The sequence below is a fragment of the Legionella lytica genome, assembly GCF_044626755.1.
Classification (GTDB): domain Bacteria; phylum Pseudomonadota; class Gammaproteobacteria; order Legionellales; family Legionellaceae; genus Legionella; species Legionella lytica_A.
Window position 1 is genome coordinate 495,925 of sequence record NZ_JBGORX010000001.1, and the last position, 24,864, is coordinate 520,788.

The window sequence follows — 24,864 nt, forward strand, 5'->3', positions numbered from 1 at the left end:
TCCAGCGAATTGGGGAGGAGATATAAGTGGTCATTTGGGAGAGTAAAAATTGAAAGCCCGGTTGTAAGCAGCTAGCGTTCCTTATAATCAATTTTGCGTAGTAACCCGAAGCACTTCAGCTAAAGAGGTATCACCAGCCAGGACGCGCTTAAACCCATCATCACGAATACTCGGCATGGTAGGTCTTAAATGCTCCTCCATCAACTGCAAATTCTCATTTCGATGAATCATACCCCTTAAGGTGTCATCAATGGTGATTAACTCATAAATACTGGTTCGACCGCGGTATCCCAGATGGTTACACAAATCACAACCCTTAGGTTCACATACCTTAGATAAATCGGCCTCCGGCCCAAGGTTCATTAGCTCTTTTTCATCATCTCTTAATTGATGAGGTGTTTTGCAATGAGGGCAAAGTTTACGAACTAAACGCTGGGCTATTAAGCCAACAATACTTGATGATAAAAGAAATGATTCCACACCCATATCACGTAAACGCGTTAATGCGCCCAATGCACTATTGGTATGCAAAGTGGAAAGTACCAAGTGTCCTGTTAAACTCGCCTGTACCGCGATTTCCGCCGTTTCCAGGTCACGAATTTCCCCAATCATTACTACATCAGGATCTTGTCGTAAAATCGCTCTCAAGCCCTTAGCAAAGGTCATTTGAACTTTGGTATTAACCTGAGTTTGACCTATCCCTTCTAAATCATATTCAATAGGATCTTCAATGGTTAAAATATTGCGCGTAACTTCATTTAATTCCGTAAGCATCGCATACAATGAAGTGGTTTTACCCGAACCCGTAGGACCGGTAACTAAAATAATTCCATGAGGTTCGGCAATTAATTGGCGAATTGTTATCAAGGCTGGAGCGGGCATTCCTAAAAGGCTCAGATCCAATTGAGCTGCTTGCTTATCTAAAATACGCAGTACAACACGCTCGCCATGATTTGAGGGCAGGGTAGACACCCGCACGTCAATATTGTGTCCACCAATACGCAATGAAATACGTCCATCCTGTGGAATACGCTTTTCTGCAATATCGAGCTTTGCCATAACTTTGACCCTTGAAATAACCAAAGGAGCAATGGCACGTTGAATTTCTAATACTTCATGCAAAACACCATCAATACGATTACGAACTAATACGCGATCCTCATAAGTTTCAATATGAATATCTGATGCTTTCTGTTTTATTGCTTGTGTAAATAAGGCATTAAGTAAACGGATAATTGGCGCATCATCCTGATTTTCTAATAAGTCTTCACTGACAGGGAGCTGGCTTGCTAATAATGAAAGATCCATATCCTCTTCCATTCCACCTGCGGCTTCTAAAATCGATGATTTAGATTGATAGGTATTGGCCAGATGTTGTTGGAAAGCAGTTTCATCAACTTGCTTTAATGACAACTCGCACTGCAATAATCGCTTTATTTCAGCAAGCGATTGTAAGGATACATTAGGTAGATGGTAAATTACTGCTTTTCCATCAGCCAATTCACTCCCCACAACAATTCCATGGTTCTTCGCAAAACTGTATGGAATTTTAAGGAATTTCTCTTCAGCATCCATGGCTTATTTAGTCACTAATAAAGGTGGACGGCTAAAGGGTCTTGGTAAGTCAGCACGCTTCAACGCAGGCAATACGGTCGCGTTGTTACTTTGCACAAAGGCCTCTTCTGAGCGTAACCAATCTAATTGGTATTGACGAGTATGATTGTATCGCTGATCTGTAGCATGAATCGTATCACGTTCGTTACGCAGAATAATGGGTTTGATAAACACCATAAGAACGCGTTTATCGCGTGTATGGATGCTGCGTTTAAATAATCTGCCAACCCCGGGAAGATCACCAATAATGGGAATGCGATTATTGTCGCTGCTCAGGCTATCTTGGGTTAAGCCCCCTAAGACAACCACATTACCACTTTCAACATGCACTGAGGTTACAATACTGCTGATTCTAAATGTAGGTGTAGTTGATGTTTCCGCTACTGCCGATGGGTCTAAGGTATCATTACCTTGGTCAATTTGCATTTGAATGCCATTGCCACGAGTAATTTGTGGTCTTACGTAAAGATGTAATGCTACGTTAACCCGATCAAAGGTGGTAAACGGGCTGGAGGATGTTGTGGTACCATTTGCATTGTTAGGGTAATTTGTAGACGCAATAGACACTTGTTTACCCACAAGAATTTTCGCTTGGCGATTATCAAGAACTACGACTGATGGTGTTGATAAAATATTCGCTTTATGTGCTCGAGCTAACGCATAAATCTGGGCTTGGAAATCGTCAATTCTACTTTGGCTATTAAGAATAGCGAAGCCATTTCTAAAGCCGCTGGGTTTACCTGTTTGTTGCTGGGTACCCCATTCAATACCCAAGTCATTTACGTCATCCTGGTCTATTTCAGCAACTAAGGCCTCAATTAACAATTGTGCTGGCTTAATATCTAATTGCGCAATAACACGCTTTAAAACGCCAATAACTGAGGATGGGGCATTAAGAATAATGGAGTTAGTATTGGGTTCACCAATGATTTGTACTGTGGGTTTCGTGGAGCCTTCATTTTGGGTACTGGCTGAAGCGGTATTTCCTGTCGCGGCGGATGAAGCTAAACCGCTTCCACTGTTATTACTCATTGAGCTCAATTGGTTATTTTGGCCATTATTTACAAGATTTGAAGCGGGATTCGTACTGTCTAAGGCTGGTCGGGTAATGGTTCCAATTGTGGTACCTACATTTCCACTAAAGTTAGCTTGAGCAATACCTGCAAGAATAGGAACTAAATCTTCGGCGCGCATGTAATTAAGATACACAACTTGAGTATTACTATTGAGGCCTGCTGAACTTTCACGGTCTAGCTTTAGAATAAGCATTCTCAGACGTATTCTATCTGTCTTAGAACCGCTAATTAAAAGAGAGTTAGAACGGTCATCAGCAGAAATAGATATTTGCGTGCGTCCACCAGCCATATTCGGTTGGGCTTTGATCAAATCTTTCAATGTATTTGCGATATCCATTGCTAAAGAATGTCTAAGTGGAACGATATCAATACCGTTGGCTGTTGAGTTATCAACCTGCTTTATAATATCTGCAAGGCTATTGATATTATTCGCACGACCTGAAAGAATCAGCATATTGGATGGGCCATACGCTGACACGCTACTCCATTGTGGCATTAACGGTCTTAAAACAGGTACTAGTTGCTCTGCGGGAACATAGTGTACCGGAACGACAGCAACCATCATGTCATCTCCGCGAGGACGAGATCTTAGATCTGATGATTGTGTTTTGGCATCAATATTGGGAATAATTTTAATAATTTCGCCACTGGGGATCGCAGCATACCCTGAAACTTGAAGTACTGAAAGAAATACCTGGTATAGCTCATGGGATGACATTGGGGTAGAGGATACAATGGATATTTTTCCTTGTACTCTTGGGTCTATCACAAAGTTTTTGCCAGTAACACGAGAAACCTCAGTAATGACCGCCCGAATGTCTGCATTGCGTAAATTCCATAGTTGGCTGTCTTCTGGCATTGCTAGCGCTGGATCTCCACTATTAGTCGCTGAGTTTGCTGTGGCTAAAGAAGATTGATTTTGAGCTAGTGCGTTATTCTTGGAGGTATTTAGGTTTTGAGAAAGGGTACGCTGTAATTCTCTTGCGGTTGGGTAATCATGGATGGGACCTATTTGTACGAGATAGAGGCGCTTATCAGATAGATTTTTAATTTCTATTGGTGAATCAACTAGCTTAGATAACTGTGCTTTTCGTTGTTGAGCATCTTTTTCTAAATTAAAGGCACCAGCCTGAAGAAAGAACGTTGTATTCCCATCCTTGGTGGTAGTAGAAATATTAATGTCATTTGCATAAACAAATGTAGAACATAATATTAAAAATGTAAGTACTATCGAGCGCATTGAAAAACCGCAAAATCCTAGATAGTAACATGATAACCAAATTTAAAAACTTAACAACAAGTTTTTTAAGATTTTACTGGAAGGTAATTGATTTTAAAGGAAAAAATGGTGGCTATGGGTGGACTCGAACCACCGACCTCAGCATTATGAGTGCCGCGCTCTAACCAACTGAGCTACATAGCCGCGAGGACCGAGATTGTGTCTTTTTGACGGGCATATGTCAATACTTAAATTAATAAAAATAGTGGTTTTTTTCATATAAAATAAATAAATACTTTTTTTTGTATATAAATTGCTCGGGAATGATGATAATTGATAATTATTTAGGCAGCTTAGCCTGGTTTTTATAATGGTTGTGCTATTAGGAAAAAGATAAGAGTCATTATTGATAAGGGTATGTTTTTTTCTTGTGTAGCTCGGAAATACGTAGGTGCACGCCGCATCGTGGTTCTTTACCCATGCAAGGCACTATAGAGAGGAAGATAGGGTTAAGAAAACAACCCAGGAGGGTAGATATCCTGGGTTGTTTTGACCAAGCTTAGATAATCAATAAATAAAGAGCACCAGGTCCACGTAATACTTGTACCAGTAACTCATTTTTCTTTTGCTGTGCAATGTGTTGTAAGGATTTCACGTCTTTCACTGGAGCCTTATTTGCTGAGATAATAATGTCTCCTGGTCTTAGACCTGCACGCCATCCGGCACTGCTTTCTACCGCACCTACAACTTGAACCCCTGTAACATTACCATGAGGTGGAGTTTCTTGATCAAATGCTCTTAATGCCAAACCATAAAGGAATGGATTGCTTGATTGGAGTTTTTGTTCATGGGATTTAACGTCAGTAACTACGGCATCAAGAGTGACGGGCTTACCGTCGCGTTGAACCATAATTTTTGCACTAGTACCTACACGTAATAAGCTTACGGTCGTTTTGACCTGAGTGCCCTGTGTGATTTTAGTATTATTAATTTGCGTAATAATATCGCCAGCTTTCAATCCTGCAAACTCTGCTGGAGACCCAGGATTAACTTGAGCAACTAATGCACCTTGGAAATCTTCTGGATATCCCATCGCTTGAGCTAATTCAGGAGTTAAGTGCTGAACAAAAATCCCCATCAAGCCACGATGAATTGAGCCATATTTGATAATCTGTTGTGCAACATCTTTCGCCATGTTAATCGGAATAGCGAAACCAATCCCCACATTACCACCATAAGGTGAAAGAATCGCTGTATTGATACCAATTAACTCACCTTTAGAGTTAACCAGAGCACCACCAGAGTTACCCGGGTTAATCGCAGCATCGGTTTGGATGAAGTTTTCTACACCTTCAATGTTTAAGTCACTGCGCTTTAAAGCACTAACAATACCAAAGGTTGCAGATTGGCTGTTACCGAAGCTATTTAAGCCAAATGGGTTACCAATTGCCACCACAAAATCACCAACTTGAAGTTGATCTGAATCACCAATAGGTAGTGATTTTAAGTTCTTTGCATCAATTTTTAATACGGCTAAATCAGTTTCACTGTCACCACCTATTAGCCTTGCTTTCAAACGTCGACCATCTTGTAAGGTAATAGTAATCAGCGTGGCATTGCGAATCACATGATCATTCGTAATGATAACACCCTGTTTAGGATCGACGATTACGCCTGAACCAATACTTTCAAACTTACGTCCTTTTTCAGGTAATTGTCTAGAGCGTCTATTATTTTGTGCCTCTTCTTCAGCTGCCGCTCCTGGAGCGCTGATTTCATTGGGTAAATAACCTTGCACGGCAACATTCACAATGGCGGGCATAATATTTTTTAATACAGGGGCCATGCTTGGTATAGCTACTTCTTCTGCCGCATGAGCTAGCGGCATGCTTGCAAGAAGCAGGGCACTAAAGAGTACTTTCATGCTTTTTATCATTTTTAGTCCTGAGGTTGAGGTTGATTATTAAACCAGATTAAGGTGCCTATTCTACCTGTTTGAGAGGTTTTGCGATAGGAAAACAACTCACTTTCTGACTCAAAAGTACATAATTCGGACTGATATACCGCATTTATGCCTTGAGAGTTCAGCACCAATTCCGCAATTTTCGGCAAATTAGCCAGCCATTTTGAGTTGACTGGTTTAAATGCTTCTTTGCTAAAAGGATACTTCGTGGTGAAGGTTTCAAATACTTCATCGCCCACTTCATAACATTTTTGGCAAATTGCGGGTCCTATCCATGCGAGCAGATCGGAGGCTTTGCTGTGCATTTTGGCAAGTGTATTTTCTACGATGCCATTGACTAAACCTTTCCAACCTGCATGAATGGCGGCAATTTCATTGCCTTGTACATTGCATAGAGTAATGGGTAAACAATCTGCGGTAAGAATCACGAGCGGATGTTTACTTGAGCGGGTAACGGAAGCATCTGCCTCTCGATGTGCATCTTCTTCCACCAACACACAACGAGTACTGTGCGTCTGGCGTAACCATTGAGGTTCACCAGGTAAATGCAGTAACTCAACCAGTTGCTGGCGGTTTTGCAAAACATGCTGATCATCATCTCCAATTCCTAGTCCCAAATTATTGGAGTTATACGGGGGTAAACTATATCCTGACAAACGTGTTGTGCTCAGTGCGGTGATATTTTTAGGCGCTGGCCAACAGGCTAAATTAGTCTTCATAATGCGCGTCCAATGTGTTAAGAAGATATTGAAAATCATCAGGTAAAGGAGCGGTAAATGTCAACTCCTCGTCCGTTTTGGGATGGAAAAAAGAAAGGCTACATGCGTGTAGGGCTTGTCTTTTAAAGTCCTGAATGAGTGTGCGTAGCTCGGTTGAGGCTTGTGCCGGGACTTTCATACGGCCACCATAAAGCTGATCGCCAACCACCGGATGGTTAAGATGTGCTAAGTGAACGCGAATTTGATGTGTGCGTCCAGTCATTAATTTAACATCCAGTAGGGTAAAGTCTTGATATTGTTTGTTGATTGAATAATGAGTGATTGCCTCACGCCCATGTTCTTGCACGGCCATTTTCAATCGGTTACGAGGGTGACGCCCAAAACCTGTCTCAATGGTTCCCCCTGAAATCAGATGACCTTGCACTAAGGTTATGTAGTGACGTTGAATTTCTCGCGCTTGCATTTGCCTTATTAGGGAGGTATGGGCAGTTAAGCTCTTGGCTACAACTAATAAACCCGTAGTATCTTTATCCAGGCGGTGAATAATTCCAGCTCTGGGCAAATGATGCTGAGAGGGGGCATGGTGTAATAAGGCATTAACCAAGGTATGCTCTCGATTTCCCGCTCCAGGGTGTACCACCATATCGGTAGGTTTATTCAAGACCAATAACTCATCATCTTCAAAAACGATATTTAATGGTATTGCTTCAGGAGCACAAGACTCAAAACTGGTATCAACTACATTAAGATCTACATTAATTTCAATGAGGTCACCATCCAAAGCCTTATCCTTCGGTTTGCAGGGCTTTTGATTCATGGTGACGGCACCGCTTTTTATCCAGTTACTGATAAGTGAGCGGGAATATTCAGGGAGCATATGTGCGAGCACACTGTCTATGCGCTGATTATGGTGCTCGCGGGGAACTGTTAGTTGTTTTTGAATATGTTCTATCATTAGGATGTATGAGCCTCAACTTCAACAAGACGTCCACGTAATGAGTTTGGTAATGCCTCATTAATATGAATATCCACAAATTGACCAATTAAATGAGCTGGACCATCAAAATTGACTACACGATTGCATTCAGTACGCCCAGAAAGTTGTTGGTTGTCTCTTTTCGCATGTCCAGTAACCAATATTCTTTGCGTGCTATCAATCATTGACTGGCTGTAACGCGATGATTGGAGTAGCAATCGGTTTTGTAGAATTTGAAGTCGTTGTTTTTTGACATCCATTGGGGTGTCATCAGCTAAATTAGCTGCGGGTGTTCCTGGTCTTGGGCTGTAAATAAAGCTAAAGGAGATATCAAAACCGATTTCATGCACTAGATCCATAGTTGCTTGGAAGTCTTTATCTGTTTCTCCGGGGAAACCAACGATAATGTCAGTAGACAGGCGAATGTCAGGACGTATTTTACGTAATTTTCTGATTTTTGATTTGAATTCTAAAGCGGTATAGCCTCGCTTCATAAGACCTAAGATGCGATCAGAGCCGCTTTGTATTGGTAAATGTAAATGATTTGCCAATTCAGGAACTTCGGCATAGGCATTAATTAAGTTATCCGAAAACGCTAATGGATGAGAGGTGGTGAAACGAATTCTGCCAATTCCATCAATTGCAGCAACATAATGGATTAGAAGTGCTAAATCAGCAATCTCACCATTCTCCATTTTTCCGCGATAGTCATTTACGTTTTGTCCAAGTAAGTTGATTTCTCTTACTCCTTGGGTTGCTAAATGATAGCACTCAGCCAATACATCATCAAAAGGACGGCTGATTTCTTCACCACGGGTATAGGGAACTACACAGAAACTGCAGTATTTGCTGCATCCCTCCATAATGGATACGAAGGCAGTTGGTCCTTCAGCTCTTGGCGCCGGTAAATGGTCAAATTTTTCAATTTCCGGGAAGCTAATATCAACAACAGGCTTTTTCTTCTCAATACGCTCATTCAACATGGCGGGAAGGCGATGTAATGTTTGTGGGCCAAAAACGAGGTCTACAAAAGGGGCTCTTTTAACAATATCTGAGCCTTCTTGGCTAGCAACACAACCCCCAACCCCAATCACTACGTGTGGATTTTTGGCTTTATAATCACGCCATTGTCCTAATTGAGAGAATACTTTCTCTTGGGCTTTTTCACGAATAGAGCAGGTATTAAGTAATATTACATCTGCTTCTTCGACTTGATCTGTTTTCTCCAGCCCGTGAGATTCGCGCAATACTTCTGCCATTTTTGTTGAATCATATTCATTCATTTGGCAGCCATTTGTTTTAATATACAGTTTTTTAGCCATAGTAAAATCTACTTTAAATGTAATGCAAGTTTGGTACGTGCTGATTAAACCTACATTGAGATCACAATTTGTGTGTATTATACCCAAGAAACTTCAAAATGCTATTTTTGTGAATAACTTCATGGATTATGACGTGCATCATTACTCCCGAATTAACGTGGCGTGGCCACGGTAATTCGAGTTTTAGTCAAAATTTGAAGGATGCCCTAGTGGAACGCCGCGCTAATTCATGCGTTATGGGCTAAGCACAACTTTAAAGGGGGCTTATGATGTTCTTAATTCACGCTTTGGCAATAAGTTTCTTTAATTTTGGGCAAAATAAGTAACGCAATGAACATACCTAATGGAAGAATAGCTAATCCAGTGTGATAAGCTTCCATAGGATAGACTCTGACCGTTCCATTCAATTCACCGGTCCATAATTTATCAAGAATATAACCGATAAGGGGTTGAGCTAGAGCAATACCTATCATATTCATCATGTTCATAAAACTTAAACCGGTAGCAACATATTTTTTATTACATAATTCTTTAACTACGGTAAACGCGGGTAAAAAGCCTGCAGAAAATATACCAAAGGAAAACAAGAAAAATTGCATTAAGAATGAGGAACCAATCGGAGCAAAGATAAAGAATAATGAGCAGAATAGGGCGCCAACACAACCTATATACATTGGCGGTTTACGTAGACCAATACGGTTGGAAAATATCCCCCACAATGGACTGGCAATAGCCCAGCCAACAAATACTAAGGAAATGTAATTAGCAGCTATTTCTTTAGTAATGGCCATTTTTGTCATAAGAAATGGAACACCCCAAAGTCCGCAAAATACGGGAGTTGCCATATACATTAGCCCCCCGTAACAAGCGACTAACCAGATTTGTTTATTTTTCATTAAGGCAATTAAACTGGGTATTAAATGCTCTTCTTCCTCTTGGGGGTGATGATGGACTGGGGGATGAGAGTTTTTCGGGGCATCTTTAGCGATAATAAAAATCAATACAGCGAGACCAAGACCGATGTAGCCCATAATCATCATACTTTTACGCCAGCCGAATGCTTCAATAAGCAGTGCTAATGGCGTTTCACCACCAATGGCACCAAGCATTCCAAGGGTAACCATCAGACCGGTTAATAATGCAAAGCGATGGGCAGGGAACCAGTTTGCTGCTAATTTCATGGTTCCTACTGCTGCAAAGGCCGAACCAAAACCAATCATTAATCGGGCAATGCAGGCCATGAAAAAGTTATCAGTCATACCAAAAGCAATGGTACTTACAGCACAAACTACGGTTGCTAGTGTTAAAAGGCGATGTGGGCCAAAATAATCCATTAACACGCCACCAGGAAGCTGCATTGCTGCATAAGAATAGAAATAAACCCCTGATAAAATACCTAGCGTTTGCCCAGTAACAGCAAAATCCCGCATTAACTCATTACTCATCACACTTGGAGATACTTGAAGAAGGCATTCATAAAAATAGAATAGGCAAGCTAATCCCCATACGATCCATGACATAATGGACCCTTTGCCAGAGTTCTCTAGCGATTGTGTATTGTAATGTGCCATTAGTGTTTTATTCTCCAGATTCGTTCACTCAAAAGCCAACCGCTAAAAATAACACATTAGTATCAAATACATCAAATAAAATATCAGCCTGACTATGGCTTGTTGATATTTCTACTATTTTGGCCAGAGTGAACGGATTTTCTGCGCTCGATTTTACTCAGTCAAAGACGTTATTTCTCATTGGGGTCGTTTGGCGCATCAATAACTACTCTGGTTCCTTGCATACCGCCACCAGGTAAATCTATAAATTCCTCATTAAGCCAGCGAGCATCTTCCGTAAACATGCGTACACACCCGTGGCTTGCTCTAAAGCCTGGAACATCATCGCTGCCATGTAATGCATAACCACGGAAAAAGTGCATGCAATAAGGCATTAAAGCACCACCACTTTCACCATAAGATCTTTGTGGAAATACCGTAGACACACACTCTATATCTTGTTTGCGAATAATACGAAATGAACCTGTTGGTGTAGTACATCCACCCCGTACCCCGGGACATTTGCTAATTCCTGATGAAATAGGTCCCCACCAAAGAAGCTCCCCATCTACATCATAGGCTCCCCAGGCTAGTTTTTTTTGACTAACGTAAATCGTTTTTTCACCTGTGGATTCTATATAACGAGGGAAGGGGGATACATCATAAATTGTTAAACGATCGATGTTTTTGGGGACTGCAATGGTCATGCCGGCACGTAAGGATATGTTCATGCGATTAATGCGACGCACCATATCGCGTTCTTCGGCATTAGGAAAGAGCTCATCCCAGCTTTCCCCATTTTTAATTTTAATGCAGAGGTAATCTGGTGAGCTACATAAGCTTTCTCCATAACGAGTGGTAGCCGCTGTGGCAAGTGAGCTAATCAGCATAAAGAATGCTGAGATCAACATTGATATCATAAGTTTCATGGCATGATCTCAATTTTGGGGGCTTATGTGATCTTTAGCGGCATGTTGCTGAATAACTTTAAAAAATTTTGCAATTAATTTTGTTGTGTAGCCCGTATTAGGCGAAGTCGTAATACGGGTGTTATAACCATAGACTACATTTTGGGTACGCTTAATTTGTTGTATCTGTCGTGTCTGATGCTTTGGGAGAAATTTCTTTCCAAGCCTCATGGATCTCACGCAATAACTCGCATGATTTAGCTAATAATTCTTCATCATTATGTAAGTTCGCTTTTAACAGTAATATTTCTATATGTTCATAAATTTGAAGTAGGTTAGCAGCTATTTCACCACCTTCTTGCTGATTGAGACAGGTTTTTAAACCGGCAACAATACCCAATGCTTTGCCTATGTGCTCGCCTTTTTCTCGGATTTGTTTGCGTTCCATACTTCCTTGCGCTGCCGCAATATGATTGCGTGCACCTTGTAGGAGTAAGTTAATTAACTCATGAGGATCTGCTGCTTCGACTCGAGTTTTTAACTCAATAGATTTATATTGATCTGCTGCTTTTTTATATGGATTTTTCATGAATTGATACCTTTTAAGTCCATGTATCAGTTGGCCTGCGTAACTAAACGCTAGCCAACTATTTTGTAAGTTTAATCTTTAACTTTTAGTTTGGGTAAATTAGCCAGAACCTGACTTAACATTCCACTCGTATCTTGTAGTTTTGAAATAAGCAGGTCAACAGCATTCCATCGTTTTAGATATTTCTGCTCCAGCATTTTACTTTTATCATCAATTTGTTTTTGCTGTTTATTTAACTGAGTTACGTCTTTATTTAACGAATCCGTTCGTTCTTCAAACTCGCCTTTATCACCGACATAACCTTCAAGCATCTTATCTAGTAGGACTGCAACCCCATCATTGACAATGATTTGACCACGATCACCCGTACCACCGGCAAGTACGTTAATTGATAAAGTATTAAATTTCCCAGCTCCTGTCAGGGTAACACCATCAGTAGATATTCCGGGAAGATCACCAATACGCCCTGATAAACTCGCGCCAGGAACAAAATCAGTTAAAAAAACATCATAACTTCCCGCAGCAACTTTTGTATCCATCGAGTTAATTTGAATATTGGGATCTGTTGCCGTGATGGATTTTGCAAATAAAGCGCCGACGGCTTCAAAGTGTTCGTTGAGGGCTGTTTTGAACGTATCTGGATCTAACTCTAACGCCCCACCTTTTTTGGTGGTAATTCCGATGTCTGCAAGTGATTGAAAAGGACTACCACTTGGTGCAGTAAAACTGCTTATAAGGTGTTGCATGTTTTGCTTTAAACCTTTGATTTGGGAGTCACCCTGGAAAAATCCACTGGTTTGTGTCTCTGCGTCATATCCAATTGCGTTACTTAGTAGCGTCATGCATTCGTTATATTTTTTAATGAAGTCGTTAATGCATGTTGTTAGATGTTCCTGGTTGTTTGAAACGGTTAAGCTAATGTTTGAACCAGCGGTAACATCTTTTAAGTTAAGGGTAATTCCTGAAAGCACATCTTTAAGCTGATTCGTACTTTGATTTATTGCCATGCCATTAATGAGCACCATACTATTCTGTGCTGCTAAATTTTGTGTTAGTGATGTAGTACTTGTGGTTGGGTCATAATTCAATGCTGAGATATCACTAGTAATTTGCATCGCATAGTTCTCTCCTGTTTCAGAGGAGGTAAGACTTAATCGAGCCCCTAAGCTATCTTGTATAATGCAGGCGCTTACTCCAGCATCTGCTGTATTGATTGCATCACAAACTGCCCGGAGACTATCACCTCCTGGTGTAATGGTAATCGTTAAGGGATTTACCTCTGCGTTTGCAGTAAAGGTGCTCAGATCACTGCTATAGGTACCGAAATTAAAAGTAATCGTACCGCCTCCTAAAGAGGTAGTGCTGTTTGCGAAGTAAGCGCTGGAAAGGCTTTGGGATTGGGCTAGGGATTGCACTTGAACTTGGTAGGTCCCGGGTTGAGCTTGAGTCGTAATTGTTGCATCAAAATATTTAGCATCGCTAATTGAGCTTTTCATTTTATTGATTTGGCTCATATTGGATAAATTATTTAATGTATTTTTCAAATTGGCTAAGATACTTTTAACTTGTCCAATAGCGGAAATCTCTGCATTGGCAGAAGTTAATTTTTTATCATGACGGGCTTGTGCACTAGCTACGTCCGCTTTAACCATTGCATCGACCATGCCTCTAATATCGAGTCCCGATCCTATTCCAGGTGATGATAAGCCCATAATTTCCCTTATTATTATTCTTATTTTGGTTATTTATTCAAATGCAGAACATTCATTTTAAACGCGTTTATTGACGGATCCCTGAACTATTTCATCAAGTAAACTTAACAAATGCAAGTATTCATCTGATGGAAGCTTACGCAATACTTTATCTGATATTTTTGTTGTTACTATGCTTTGTAATAAGCCAGTTACCTCATCAATCGTTTGCTTGACATCAGTATCTAAATTTTCTGTAGAGGTAGCACTTTTAGTCATTGGTTTAAGATTTTTATCATTAAGCTTTACTAAGTCTGCTTGTAATATTTTATTTGTTGGGGGGATTGATTCAATTGTCATTTATTATTCCTATTCCCATAGAGCAACAGAGTTATTAGCTGTTAGGGCAATAATAAAAATCGAAGTACAGTAGCCTGTACTTCGATTTAAAATACCTACAATTAGCCTAATAGTGAAAGAACAGATTGTGGCATGCTGTTTGCTTGTGCCAACATTGCAGTTCCAGCTTGTTGCAGGATTTGGTTCTTAGTTAAATTTGCCATTTCAGCTGCATAGTCAGTATCTTGGATACGGCTACGAGCAGCTTGAGTGTTATCAGAAATGTTTTCCAGGTTAGCAATAGTTGCTTCAAAGCGGTTTTCCATAGCACCCATAGCAGCACGGTTAGCAGTAATTTTTGCTATTGCTGAGTCAATTCTTTGAATTGCTGTTGTTGCACCCGCTTGAGTACTAATGTCCAGAGTATCAATACCACTGGTATCAGTCATAATTGTACCGGAAGTAAATCCTAAGTCAGCAATAGTACCACCTAAGTAAATTACGTTGTCACCAGTCATTGTTAATGTGCCGGTTAACGCAGTACCCGACGTAAATGAACCTGCAGCTGTTAATGGAGTATCTCCAGTTTCAGTTACAGTGATATCACGGCCATCAGCAGCAGTTAAAGTAACAATAGTACCCGTTGCATCTAATGAAGAAACCACGCCAGTTTGTGAAGATTGGCTGTTGATCAAATCATTCAGTGTAGTTGCAGTTAAAGCAGTATCATCACCATCAAATATGGTTATGCCGTTGATGTCTAAAGCATAAGCACCACCAGCAAAAGTTAGAGCACCCGTAGTACCTGAAGTTTGTGCTGTAACTGATAAACCATTAACGTTTGCTGCATTGATTGCTGCAGCTTTCGCGAATGCAGAACCAGCGCCTTGACCTGTAATGCTGGTAGCGTAAAGGGCAGAAGAAGCAATCGTTTTAGTTCCTGGAGTACCAGCCATACCAATAGTGATGTCAGTAGCAGTAGTTGTACTTACGTTAGTACCAGTAGCTTGTGCCAGGAAGCCTATAGAACTGGCTGAAATACTATCAATTCCAAAAGAAGTAGTTTGGTTTGCGTTAGCACCAACTTGGAAGGTAGTACTTGAGAAAGCTCCGTTAATAATGCTTTGACCGTTGAATTGCGTGTCGTTTGCAATATCATTGATCTGGCTAATTAACTGACTTACTTCATCTTGTAATGCCAAACGGTCAGCAGAACTGTTAGTACCGTTTGCGGCTTGTACAGACAATTCACGCATTTTTTGTAAGTTGTCAATAGCTGAACCCATACCGCCTTCAGCAATATGCGCAAGAGAAATTGCATCGCTAGAGTTTTGAGCTGCTTTATTCACACCATTAATTTGAGCGGTCATTAATGTAGAAATTGCAAGACCTGCAGCATCATCTTTTGCACTATTAATTTTTAAGCCAGATGAAAGTCTTTCAATTGCTGTAGACATTGCATTACTGCTTTTTGTTAAATTACGCTGTGCTAGTAGCGACGATACGTTGGTATTAATAACTTGAGCCATATTTATAGTCTCCTCAGACTTGATCCCTTTTGGGATTTTCTTTCCGTTTAGTAATCAAGAATTCATTTTTAATATGAGCTTCCTGTTCCCAAAATGTTTATCGGCTGCAATGTAAAAAACTTTAGGAAAAAAATGGAAATTTTTTAAAAAAAATAAAAAAAATGATGAATAAAATGAATATGTTGCAGTGTTGTGCTTTATTTGGTCTTTGCAAAAAATATTAATGATAATCTGTTTACTCTAATAGGGGATTATGGTAATGAACCTAACGTTTCTCAGGATTCGATTTCAGAATATTTTTTTATGTGTATAATATTAGCGAAAAAAGCAGTAGATTTTTCCTATAATGGAAAAGGCTGCTTTTTTTATGACTAAGATTCTATAAATAATAGGTCCAATTTATGAGTTGGTTAAAAAAATTATTACCATCAAGAGTAAATACTGATACCTCGCAGAAAAAAGGGGTACCTGAGGGTTTATGGCTTAAGTGTTCTGGCTGTAACGAGGTTCTATACAGTACCGAACTGACCAAGAATCTAATGGTCTGCCCGTCATGTAACTTTCACCATAGAATTTCTGCACGAGTTCGTATTGGGCAGTTTCTCGATGAAGCCGGCCAAGAAGAAATCGCTGCAACATTAGAACCCGTTGACCGATTGAAGTTTAGAGACTCCAAAAAGTATAAAGACCGAATTTCTCAAGCTCAAAAAGCTACGGGTGAAAAAGAAGCATTAATTGTTGTTAAAGGGACATTAATGCAGCAGCCTGTTGTGGTCAGTGCTTTTGAGTTTAACTTTATGGGTGGCTCAATGGGAGCTACTGTTGGTGAAAAATTTGTGCGTGCCGTTACTCTCGCTGCAGAAGAGCACCGTCCTTACATTTGTTTCACTGCCAGTGGTGGTGCGCGTATGCAAGAAGGTTTATTCTCTTTGATGCAGATGGCGAAAACCTCAGCTGCTTTGGCAAAATTTGCTGAAACTGGACTGCCTTTTATTGTGGTATTGACTGATCCTACTATGGGTGGTGTCTCTGCCAGTTTTGCAAGTCTGGGGGATGTGATTATGGCGGAACCCAATGCGTTAATTGGTTTTGCAGGCCCAAGAGTAATCGAGCAAACCGTACGACAAACTTTGCCGGAAGGCTTTCAACGCAGTGAGTTTCTTTTAGAGCATGGTCATATTGATATGATTGTTCAACGAAAAGAAATTCGTCCGGTTGTTTCTGAGTTGGTAGCTAAGCTGACTTGCAAAAATTAATTTGCTTAGGCAGATGGTTTAGTCCCGCAAGGTTTAGTGCTCGCATACTCTCGTATTACCGCGGCTTGCTCGCGGTAATACGGCAATGCTTAGAGTGGTAGGCAAATAGCTCCAGAGCTTTATCCTATTGAAAATTCCCGTCAGGAGTATTTTTTGCTAAAGCCCGATAACGAATGGATCCTAGCTGAATGGCTATCTGATCTTGAAACCCGAAATGTCAACGAAATTCAATTAGGTCTAACTCGAATACAAATCGTTGCCGAGCGATTGCAGTTACTTAAGCCTAATTGCAAAGTCATTACCGTTGCAGGAACCAATGGAAAAGGTTCAACCGTAACCGCCTTAGAACATATATATCACACGGCAGGTTATAAAGTAGGGGCTTATACTTCTCCGCATCTGATCTATTTTAATGAACGCGTCCGTGTTGGTTTAACCCCAATAAATGATGCGAGCTTATGTCAGGCATTTACTTTAATTGAGTCTGTACGTCAAGATACTGTATTAACTTATTTTGAATTTATAACCCTTGCCGCACTATGGTATTTTCAGCAAAAACAGGTGGATATTATTATCCTTGAAGTGGGCTTAGGTGGTCGCTTAGATGCAACCAATATTATCGATGCTGATCTTTCAATCATTACTACTATTGATTTGGATCATCAGGATTTTTTAGGTGATACCCTTGACGCCATCGGCTATGAAAAAGCAGGTATTCTACGTAGTGGAAAACCCTTTATTTATGCTGACGAAAATCCTCCATCAAGTATTGTCGAGGTGGCAAAAACATTGCCGGTTTCTTCATTTTATCTAGGTAAGGAATTTTCATTTGAAGAAAGTGAGCATAGCTGGAAAGTTTTTTGTAGTGACACAGCAATAAATGATTTACCGAAACCGGCAATACAATTGAAATCAGCTGCTGCTGCAATTACGGCATCATTTCTATTGGCTGATAGCCTTCCTATATCATACGAACATATGCAGCAAGCCATGGCGCGTATTTTTATTCCTGGTCGTTTGCAATTGCAGAAGGGGCGCATTGATGTGCTCTATGATGTCTCTCACAATCCGCAGTCTGCAAGATTATTAGCTAAGACGTTGCAGAACTACGGTAAAAAAAACAAAATTCATGCGGTTTTTTCAGCGTTAAAAGATAAAGACATTTTAGGCTTAATTTTACCGTTAAAGGATTATGTAGATCACTGGTATCCTGCCCAATTAGATGTTACACGTGCCATTAGTGCAAATTTATTGCTTTCTTATTTTAATGATGCAGAAATTTTTGTGGAAATTTGTTATAATGAGCCACTTATTGCCTTTAAAACTGCATTAGATCAAGCAAAACCAGGTGATTTAATTGTTGTTTATGGGTCATTTTTTACTGTGGGTCATATAATGGCTGTCCAGTCTAATTAGGAGGTTCGATGAAACTGGTAATGGATGAAAAATTAAAACATCGCATAGTGGGTGTATCTGTGGTTTTATCATTAGGAGCAATTTTTTTGCCTGCGATGATGAAAAAATCAAGCCAACGTTTAGATAGTAACCTGAGTGTTAATGTTCAATTACCCCCTAAACCTGTTGCTCCAAATGTTGCCGTTACTGACGAAGAGCAAATGTTCAAAACGATTAAAATAGCGAAGGTAAATATTAAATCGGCGGCTTCTCAAAAAGCGGATAAAGAAGATTTTAATGGGGCAGCTCCGGTTGATGAAGAGCCAAGTATGCCTGTTGCTAAGGTAGAACCCGCCCCGGCAGCAATCGAAAAGCCCATTGAACTTGCGCTAAACAACGCGGTACAAACTACAGTACATAGAGAAGTTAAAGCCGTGCAGGCTAAAGTCGAAAAACCTACTGTTAAATCAGTGAGCGTAGTTAAGCCGGTTCAGGTAGCTGCACAACAAGTTATTAAACGTAAAGTAGACGTGGTTAAGTCCAAAATACTAGTCCAACCGGTTGTGGCCCAAGTAGCTGCTAAAAGGCCGGCTGTGAAGCGTGATATCTACGCAGTACAACTTGCATCTTTTTCAAAATTAGCGAATGCTGAAGCTTTGGTACATAAATTGCAAGGTAAAGGATATAAGGCGAGCTATGCACGTATCGCAGGAAGAAATGGGACCATTTACAAAGTATACGTTGGGCACTCTCCAATAAGAGACAACGTAGTTAAGTTGAAAACTCAATTGGCAAGTGCGATGCAATTAAATGGATTTGTGGTTAATACTGGAGTCAGTTAGCGATGCAATTTCAATGGATAGATTTAATTCTTATAGTGTTGATTGGATTATCTACGATAACCGGATTATTTCGTGGGGTAATAAAAGAAGTAATTGCTTTGGGTATATGGATAGTTGCTATATGGACGGGATATAACTATTCACAAAGTTTAACTCCTTGGTTATCCCAGTTTATAGGAAACCAAACTGCCCGCACCGCCGCAGCGTTCATGATTATTGTGGTTGGGGTGATGCTGGGGGGCGCGGTAATTAATTTTATTCTAGGTCTTATGCTTCGCCGTTCGGGTTTAAGCAGTATTGATAAGATTTTGGGAGGGTGTTTTGGTTTTGGAAGAGGAGTTTTAATGGTGTCATTAGTATTGGCTGTATTAAAAATGACCTCTTTGCCTTATCAGCCTTATACCCAAAGCTCAGTTATTTGTAACCAACTACAGCCTATAGTGAACTGGGTATCGAGCTATATTCCTATCGTCCTGAATCAGATGAAGTCTATCGATGGGGTCTCAGGGAATATCGGTAATATTATTGACTCCATTCCTCATCCTTAAAATATAATAGAAGTAGTTAAGAGAACTAGGTTGTATGCAACCAGGTTCTCTTTCTTTATAATCCTGATACACTAGTGCTAGTAATGAAATAGCTATTATTTACGGATGAATTTTAATCTATGGTTGGATTAATTGACTTTTTGTCTTTTTTAGCCTTACTGGGAGCGGTCCCAGTCATTACTTTATTCCTACAATTTCTCTTAGTCGGTATTCACGGATTAAAAAATCATTACTCTCAATGTAAAAATTACACACCCAGAGTGGCCATTATTATACCCGTTTGGAACGAAGAGGACGTGATCGGCTTTAGTATCGATAGCTTAATGAGTTTGAATTATCCCTACGAATGTTTACGTGTTTATGCCGTAGATGATGTAAGCACCGATAAGACGCCGGTAATTCTTGCCGCTAAAAGCCTGGAATACCCGGAGCATGTTATTAATGTGCGACGTAATGAAAAAATCGATTTTGGTAAAGCCGCGGTAGTTAATCATGGTTTAAAAACCATCCTCAGCGATTCCTGGGCTGAGGCGATTATGATTATTGATGCGGACGTTATGTTCGAAAAAAATACCTTGCTGAGAATGACTCGTCATTTTGCCGATCCGCAGATTAGTGCGGTGACCGCTTATATTAAAGAGGGACAGAATCCAGGAAACTTTATTAGTCGTAGCATAGGTTTTGAATACATCGTCGCTCAGGCGGCAACACGGCGTGCTCAGAATGTGCTTGGTGTTATGGCCTGTTTGGCGGGAGGAGCACAACTGCATACCCGAGCTAATATTGAGCAGTTGGGGGGGAAGGTGGATACCTCAACTCTCGTTGAAGATACCTACACAACATTTAAAACCCAACTGAATAATAATAAAGTTCTTTTTGACGGAAATGCAGTTGCCATTGCTGAAGAGCCTGGTGATATAACCAGTTTATGGCGGCAACGCTTTCGCTGGGCGGAGGGGAACGTACAGATTATTCGAAAGTTTAAAAACATATGGTTTCGTCCCAGCGCTCCTGGCGGTCTTGGCGGTATTTTTTTTGGTTTGATTTGGTTCAGTACAGTTTTGATGCCCTTAATCATGATTACTACCTCCATAGCACTTAATGCCCTCTATTTTTTAAATACCGCATTATCTTGGCAGTTCTTCCGTATTTTTTCCTTAATCAGTTTTGCGGCTTATTTATTTACTACTTTTTATAGTTTTTGTATTGATCCCAAAACGTCAAGACGAGTCTGGTTTGAGGGTATTATCTTTCCAGGAGTAATTTCCTTAGTTAACATGCTCGTTGCTGTTTTTCCAACCCAGGCAACATTGCTTATTCATCAGTATGGCTCGGCAGAATTAATCTATATTTATGATCATTATTTTTTGCTTTGGGCTAATAGCTGGATCTCTTTATGTATGCTTTGTGCCTGGATTCTTTACCGTTTAGATAGGGCGGGTGTCACACAAAAAATCACCACCCCTTTACTTTTATTGGTGGGTTATGGACCATTACTTTGTGTTATTACCTTAGCTGCTTATTCGGTGCAGTTTTTTCATCGCGAAATGAAATGGAATAAAACCATAAAAACTGGCAAAGTAGAGCCTAGAAAAAAATCACATGCGGTAGCTTACGATTTTCAAAAGATATTAGCGGCAGATCAAAAAGAAGAACGGCGTTTGTTTTATTATGAAGTGTTAATACTTTTGATTTTAATTATTTTTTGTGTTTTACACCGATATTATGGATTATCATGAATATGACATGGTCTAAGTATAGTCTAATGCTCTTTATGCTTGGTCAGACTTTTGTATTGAGGGCTGAAAATATCCCCTTAGTCTGTGACGCCAATCAGGGGCTCGTTTTATTAAATCAAGAAAATTCGCCTTTTCCACAGATCAAAACCATACTCGCAGCTTGTGATAAAAGTATGCCTAAAGATGTTCAGGTTTTATTGTTGCACGGCTTGCTCGCTAGAAAAGAGGGTATGAAAAATAGCCTTTATACAGAGGCTATTTCTTGGTTGAAGCAAGCGAAAGCAGCTGCGGCAGATACGAATTATATTCCCGCATTAGAATTGGCGGTCACCTATGAGTGGGCGAATCAACCAGAGAAAGCCCAACCTATATATGAGCAGGTTTTAGCGACAAATCCTAATTCTCGTCCGGCCTTATTGGGTTTTGCACGGACAGCAACAGCAAATAATCAGTTGGAAGATGCACTCGACATTTATAAAAAGCTATTAAGCATAAATCCCAACGATCCCGATGCGTTGAATGGTAAGGGGAGGGTTATGATGGCTTATAAGGCATATGATGAAGCAGCACTCTATTTTAATCAGGTTTTAACCCTGCAACCAGGAAATGTCGATGCGCAAATCGGCATGAAGCAGGTTAACGTCCTGAATGAACAAATTGCGAAGCTCGATTCTGCTATAACACCTATTTTTATTTGTGATCCCGCTCAAGGGTTAAAATTAATTAACCAATCTCCTCCCCAATTATTGTTAGTCCAACAAATTCTATTAAATTGTGCGCGCGAGAAAAATACTGAGGTGCAAGTACTCTTGTTACAAGGATTAAATGAACGGGTACAGAAAAGATATCCTCAGGCCATCGAATGGTTAAAAAAAGCTAAGAATGCAGCTCCAATAGATAATCCTGTGCCAGCACTGGAATTGGCTGTAACTTATGAATGGTCGCATTTTGACTTAACAGCTAAGAATATCTATGAGACGCTCCTAGTGAGCCATCCTGATTTACGTCCGGCTTTGCTCGGTATAGCGCGTATTGATTTAGGGCAAAAAAATAGTGCTGCAGCGCAGCGTATTTACAGCGGGTTACTGCAGAAAAATCCTAAAGATGTAGATGCATTAAACGGTTTAGCCCGCATTCACATGATGGGAAAAAATTATGTTCAGGCCAAACATTATTTTAATGAGGTCTTGAATCTGGAACCTGGAAATGTCGATGCCAAAATCGGTCTAGGGCAACTTAACTCAAGTAAGGTTGCAAGTCAGCCCTTGCAAAAAACACTCCCGGAAAAATCGTCTCCTTGCAATACGGCGGCTGGACTATTATTGCTTAATGCCAAAAATCCTCGCTTGAATGAAGTGCAACGTATTTTAAATTATTGCGACCAATTAAGACATCGTGATGCTCAAGTCTATTTATTACATGGTTTATTGGCTCGTTCCCAAAAGAATTACTCTGAGTCTATAGGCTGGCTTCAACGTGCTAAAGATGCCGCAGCGGGTAATGATCCTGTACCTGCGCAGGAATTAGCATTAACTTATGAATGGTCTTTGCAATTAAAAAAGGCTCAAGCTGAATATCAGGAGTTGTTGGCTAAAAATCCCAAGTCCAGGCCTGCCTTATTGGGAATCGCACGGGTTGAAGCAGCACAATACCATATTCGCATAGCGAATCTTATTTACAGTCAATTGTTGGCCACAAATCCTAATGATGTCGATGCTTTAAATGCAATGGGTCGCTTACAATTGACTAATAAGAAATTCAAACAATCACGGGCTTATTTTAATAGAGCGTTAGAACTTAGCCCCAAAAATAGCGATTCATTGTTGGGATTAGAGCAATTAAATAATTCCACGCGTTATATGGCGAGCTTTAATCAAGGCCAATACCGGGTTCTCGACAAACAATCAAACAGCAGTGTGCTCTATGGCTATAGCGATATTAATGCTACCGATAGAGTTGTCGGTATTGCTACTCACAATAGCCAACAATTAAATTTAGACCTGACTGTTGAACCAACAATTCTGCCGAACAACAGTATTTTTCTTGCTTACCAACGCCAACTTCCTGGCGAATATGGTTGGGGTGTCAATTATGATTTCCGACAACATAATAATTTACCGATAGAGTCTCGTGTTGGTGGTACAGGAAATGTGTACTTGTGGAACTCCTTACAATGGTTTGGGGGTTTTTGGGCTGGTTTTCCTTCGCCATGGAATAACCAGCTCTATTTTTCCGGTCTGACTTACTATACTCCGCTTCCTTTCAACATTAGCGCCACAGGCTTTTGGGGAAATCAACAAATAGGGGGGCAAAATACTACCTATTCCCTTGATTTAAGTAAAGAATTTGAAAACACAGCTTTTTATAATGTTGGGGCTTCATACAACACGACGCAAAAATTTTGGGGCTACCACGGACGTCTGATTTTCCCTACGTTTAAACATCAGGCGATTGAGGGGGCTGTAGAACATTATGAGTTTAATAACATTACTATTTTTTCAGCGGGATGGCGTGTGTATTGGGCTTGATGTTGTGTCGTAACATTAATGAGCTAAACTGAAGATAACGCCATCGCGTAAGGAAAACATGATGAAAATTTTATTAACAGGAGCAGGTGGCGCGGCAGCCATTAGTGTTTGGAAAAGCCTGAATCAAGAGCATGAAATTTATATGGCAGATATTGATCCTTGTGCGGCGGGATTATATTTAGTTCCTCCAACCCGAAGATTGATTATTCCTCCTGGCAATTCACCCCAATTCCCATCTGTATTGCTTCAAGAATGTCAAAAACATCAAATCGAATTATTTATTCCCACGGTGGACTGTGAGCTGAGTCCTTTGGCCTTACAGGAAAAACAATTTGCAAAGCATAGCATCAAAATGCCGCTTAGTTCCGTGGAGGCATTAGAGCGCTGTCGTGATAAATATTCCTTGTTAACTTACTGCCGTGACACAGGCCATACTCCCGAATTTAATTTACTTACACCGACGCTTGATGTAGCGCAGTTGCAATTTCCTTGTTTTGCCAAACCACGACGCGGTGCTGGTTCAAATGGGGCCATGAGCATTAATAGTATCGAAGATCTTAAAATCTTACCTGATGATGGTAGTTATCTGATTCAAGAACTGCTTCCTGGTGATGAGTATTCAGTTGATGTTTATATACACAGTACCGGCCATCCCATAGCTGCTGTGCCTCGTTTACGCATGAAAATTGACTCAGGTATCGCGGTTGCGGCACAAACCTGTGTTAACCCTCAATTATCCATGATGGCCATTGATACTGCTAAAAAGGTAGGGATTACCTATGTTGCTAATGTGCAATTTAAGGCCGATGCCAGGGGGGATTTTAAGCTATTAGAAATTAATCCTCGTTTCCCTGGTACGCTACCGTTAACTGCTGCTGCCGGAATAGACATTCCTCGGCTGTTAATTGATGATCTGTTAAATAAACCTTGTGCATCCGATTTATTACCTTTTAAAGAGCTTATGGTGGTTCGTTATTGGACGGAAGAGTTCTTTGAACCTGAAGAATGGAAAGCACTCTGTGGGTCTAAAAAAACAGAGACATACTAACGTAAATACAGGG

At 40.4% G+C, this 24,864-nt stretch carries 19 protein-coding genes and 1 tRNA gene; 7 read left to right on the plus strand and 13 right to left on the minus strand.

What is annotated here, in order from left to right; genetic code table 11:
• Window positions 1–87: 87 nt before the first annotated feature.
• From lspE to ACD661_RS02125, 13 genes are all read right to left on the minus strand, one after another.
• Entirely contained in the window at window positions 88–1,575 is a 1,488-nt protein-coding gene (gene lspE, locus ACD661_RS02065; RefSeq protein ID WP_400185947.1) for a GspE family T2SS ATPase variant LspE, read from the minus strand.
• Window positions 1,576–1,578: 3 nt separating this feature from the next.
• On the minus strand, window positions 1,579–3,930 hold the full coding sequence (gene lspD, locus ACD661_RS02070; RefSeq protein ID WP_400185949.1) for a GspD family T2SS secretin variant LspD: 2,352 nt from the start codon (window positions 3,928–3,930) through the stop codon (window positions 1,579–1,581).
• Window positions 3,931–4,036: 106 nt separating this feature from the next.
• A tRNA-Met gene (locus ACD661_RS02075) sits at window positions 4,037–4,113 on the minus strand.
• A gap of 355 nt (window positions 4,114–4,468) precedes the next feature.
• On the minus strand, window positions 4,469–5,845 hold the full coding sequence (locus tag ACD661_RS02080) for a Do family serine endopeptidase (RefSeq protein ID WP_400185951.1): 1,377 nt from the start codon (window positions 5,843–5,845) through the stop codon (window positions 4,469–4,471).
• Between the two features lie 2 nt (window positions 5,846–5,847).
• The gene (gene pgeF / locus ACD661_RS02085; protein ID WP_400185953.1) at window positions 5,848–6,591 is read right to left on the minus strand and encodes a peptidoglycan editing factor PgeF; all 744 of its coding nucleotides are present in this window, start codon (window positions 6,589–6,591) and stop codon (window positions 5,848–5,850) included.
• Complete coding sequence (rluD, locus tag ACD661_RS02090; RefSeq protein ID WP_400185955.1) at window positions 6,581–7,546, minus strand: 23S rRNA pseudouridine(1911/1915/1917) synthase RluD; 966 nt, start codon at window positions 7,544–7,546, stop codon at window positions 6,581–6,583. Before rluD ends, pgeF begins: the two co-directional genes overlap by 11 nt.
• A complete protein-coding gene (gene miaB / locus ACD661_RS02095; RefSeq protein WP_400185956.1) occupies window positions 7,546–8,889 on the minus strand; it encodes a tRNA (N6-isopentenyl adenosine(37)-C2)-methylthiotransferase MiaB in 1,344 nt (447 codons plus the stop codon). The genes rluD and miaB overlap by 1 nt, the downstream gene beginning before the upstream one ends.
• 275 nt (window positions 8,890–9,164) lie before the next feature.
• The gene (locus tag ACD661_RS02100; protein ID WP_400185958.1) at window positions 9,165–10,460 is read right to left on the minus strand and encodes an MFS transporter; all 1,296 of its coding nucleotides are present in this window, start codon (window positions 10,458–10,460) and stop codon (window positions 9,165–9,167) included.
• 170 nt (window positions 10,461–10,630) lie between these two features.
• Window positions 10,631–11,359, minus strand: a complete 729-nt coding sequence (locus tag ACD661_RS02105; protein ID WP_400187206.1) for a L,D-transpeptidase — start codon at window positions 11,357–11,359, stop codon at window positions 10,631–10,633.
• Between the two features lie 160 nt (window positions 11,360–11,519).
• The gene (fliS, locus tag ACD661_RS02110; RefSeq protein ID WP_400185960.1) at window positions 11,520–11,936 is read right to left on the minus strand and encodes a flagellar export chaperone FliS; all 417 of its coding nucleotides are present in this window, start codon (window positions 11,934–11,936) and stop codon (window positions 11,520–11,522) included.
• A gap of 71 nt (window positions 11,937–12,007) precedes the next feature.
• Window positions 12,008–13,648 carry a flagellar filament capping protein FliD gene (fliD, locus tag ACD661_RS02115; RefSeq protein ID WP_400185961.1) on the minus strand — a complete coding sequence of 547 codons (1,641 nt, stop codon included), beginning with the start codon at window positions 13,646–13,648 and terminating at the stop codon, window positions 12,008–12,010.
• A gap of 57 nt (window positions 13,649–13,705) precedes the next feature.
• Window positions 13,706–13,987: a hypothetical protein gene (locus ACD661_RS02120; RefSeq protein ID WP_400185962.1), complete on the minus strand. Its 282-nt coding sequence runs from the start codon at window positions 13,985–13,987 to the stop codon at window positions 13,706–13,708.
• 101 nt (window positions 13,988–14,088) lie between these two features.
• Entirely contained in the window at window positions 14,089–15,495 is a 1,407-nt protein-coding gene (locus ACD661_RS02125; protein ID WP_400185963.1) for a flagellin N-terminal helical domain-containing protein, read from the minus strand.
• A gap of 401 nt (window positions 15,496–15,896) precedes the next feature.
• On the opposite strand from ACD661_RS02125, the gene accD reads away from it, so the two are divergent.
• From accD to ACD661_RS02160, 7 genes are all read left to right on the plus strand, one after another.
• The gene (accD, locus tag ACD661_RS02130; protein ID WP_400185965.1) at window positions 15,897–16,751 is read left to right on the plus strand and encodes an acetyl-CoA carboxylase, carboxyltransferase subunit beta; all 855 of its coding nucleotides are present in this window, start codon (window positions 15,897–15,899) and stop codon (window positions 16,749–16,751) included.
• A 153-nt stretch (window positions 16,752–16,904) separates the two neighbouring features.
• Entirely contained in the window at window positions 16,905–18,167 is a 1,263-nt protein-coding gene (folC, locus tag ACD661_RS02135) for a bifunctional tetrahydrofolate synthase/dihydrofolate synthase (protein ID WP_400185967.1), read from the plus strand.
• 8 nt (window positions 18,168–18,175) lie between these two features.
• Window positions 18,176–18,988, plus strand: coding sequence for an SPOR domain-containing protein (locus ACD661_RS02140; protein WP_400185968.1), 813 nt, complete (start codon window positions 18,176–18,178; stop codon window positions 18,986–18,988).
• Between the two features lie 2 nt (window positions 18,989–18,990).
• Complete coding sequence (locus tag ACD661_RS02145; protein WP_400185970.1) at window positions 18,991–19,536, plus strand: CvpA family protein; 546 nt, start codon at window positions 18,991–18,993, stop codon at window positions 19,534–19,536.
• A 119-nt stretch (window positions 19,537–19,655) separates the two neighbouring features.
• Window positions 19,656–21,275 carry a glycosyltransferase family 2 protein gene (locus tag ACD661_RS02150; protein ID WP_400185972.1) on the plus strand — a complete coding sequence of 540 codons (1,620 nt, stop codon included), beginning with the start codon at window positions 19,656–19,658 and terminating at the stop codon, window positions 21,273–21,275.
• Window positions 21,276–21,277: 2 nt separating this feature from the next.
• On the plus strand, window positions 21,278–23,803 hold the full coding sequence (locus tag ACD661_RS02155) for a tetratricopeptide repeat protein (protein ID WP_400185974.1): 2,526 nt from the start codon (window positions 21,278–21,280) through the stop codon (window positions 23,801–23,803).
• 58 nt (window positions 23,804–23,861) lie between these two features.
• Window positions 23,862–24,851, plus strand: a complete 990-nt coding sequence (locus tag ACD661_RS02160; protein ID WP_400185975.1) for an ATP-grasp domain-containing protein — start codon at window positions 23,862–23,864, stop codon at window positions 24,849–24,851.
• The last annotated feature ends 13 nt before the right edge of the window (window positions 24,852–24,864 follow it).

What these genes read in the sequence shown, in the direction of transcription:
- lspE (WP_400185947.1), bottom strand. Translation starts at nt 1,575, where the DNA reads ATGGATGCTGAAGAGAAATTCCTTAAAATTCCATACAGTTTTGCGAAG.
- lspD (WP_400185949.1), bottom strand. Translation starts at nt 3,930, where the DNA reads ATGCGCTCGATAGTACTTACATTTTTAATATTATGTTCTACATTTGTT.
- ACD661_RS02080 (WP_400185951.1), bottom strand. Translation starts at nt 5,845, where the DNA reads ATGATAAAAAGCATGAAAGTACTCTTTAGTGCCCTGCTTCTTGCAAGC.
- pgeF (WP_400185953.1), bottom strand. Translation starts at nt 6,591, where the DNA reads ATGAAGACTAATTTAGCCTGTTGGCCAGCGCCTAAAAATATCACCGCA.
- rluD (WP_400185955.1), bottom strand. Translation starts at nt 7,546, where the DNA reads ATGATAGAACATATTCAAAAACAACTAACAGTTCCCCGCGAGCACCAT.
- miaB (WP_400185956.1), bottom strand. Translation starts at nt 8,889, where the DNA reads ATGGCTAAAAAACTGTATATTAAAACAAATGGCTGCCAAATGAATGAA.
- ACD661_RS02100 (WP_400185958.1), bottom strand. Translation starts at nt 10,460, where the DNA reads ATGGCACATTACAATACACAATCGCTAGAGAACTCTGGCAAAGGGTCC.
- ACD661_RS02105 (WP_400187206.1), bottom strand. Translation starts at nt 11,359, where the DNA reads ATGATATCAATGTTGATCTCAGCATTCTTTATGCTGATTAGCTCACTT.
- fliS (WP_400185960.1), bottom strand. Translation starts at nt 11,936, where the DNA reads ATGAAAAATCCATATAAAAAAGCAGCAGATCAATATAAATCTATTGAG.
- fliD (WP_400185961.1), bottom strand. Translation starts at nt 13,648, where the DNA reads ATGGGCTTATCATCACCTGGAATAGGATCGGGACTCGATATTAGAGGC.
- ACD661_RS02120 (WP_400185962.1), bottom strand. Translation starts at nt 13,987, where the DNA reads ATGACAATTGAATCAATCCCCCCAACAAATAAAATATTACAAGCAGAC.
- ACD661_RS02125 (WP_400185963.1), bottom strand. Translation starts at nt 15,495, where the DNA reads ATGGCTCAAGTTATTAATACCAACGTATCGTCGCTACTAGCACAGCGT.
- accD (WP_400185965.1), top strand. Translation starts at nt 15,897, where the DNA reads ATGAGTTGGTTAAAAAAATTATTACCATCAAGAGTAAATACTGATACC.
- ACD661_RS02140 (WP_400185968.1), top strand. Translation starts at nt 18,176, where the DNA reads ATGAAACTGGTAATGGATGAAAAATTAAAACATCGCATAGTGGGTGTA.
- ACD661_RS02145 (WP_400185970.1), top strand. Translation starts at nt 18,991, where the DNA reads ATGCAATTTCAATGGATAGATTTAATTCTTATAGTGTTGATTGGATTA.
- ACD661_RS02150 (WP_400185972.1), top strand. Translation starts at nt 19,656, where the DNA reads ATGGTTGGATTAATTGACTTTTTGTCTTTTTTAGCCTTACTGGGAGCG.
- ACD661_RS02155 (WP_400185974.1), top strand. Translation starts at nt 21,278, where the DNA reads ATGACATGGTCTAAGTATAGTCTAATGCTCTTTATGCTTGGTCAGACT.
- ACD661_RS02160 (WP_400185975.1), top strand. Translation starts at nt 23,862, where the DNA reads ATGATGAAAATTTTATTAACAGGAGCAGGTGGCGCGGCAGCCATTAGT.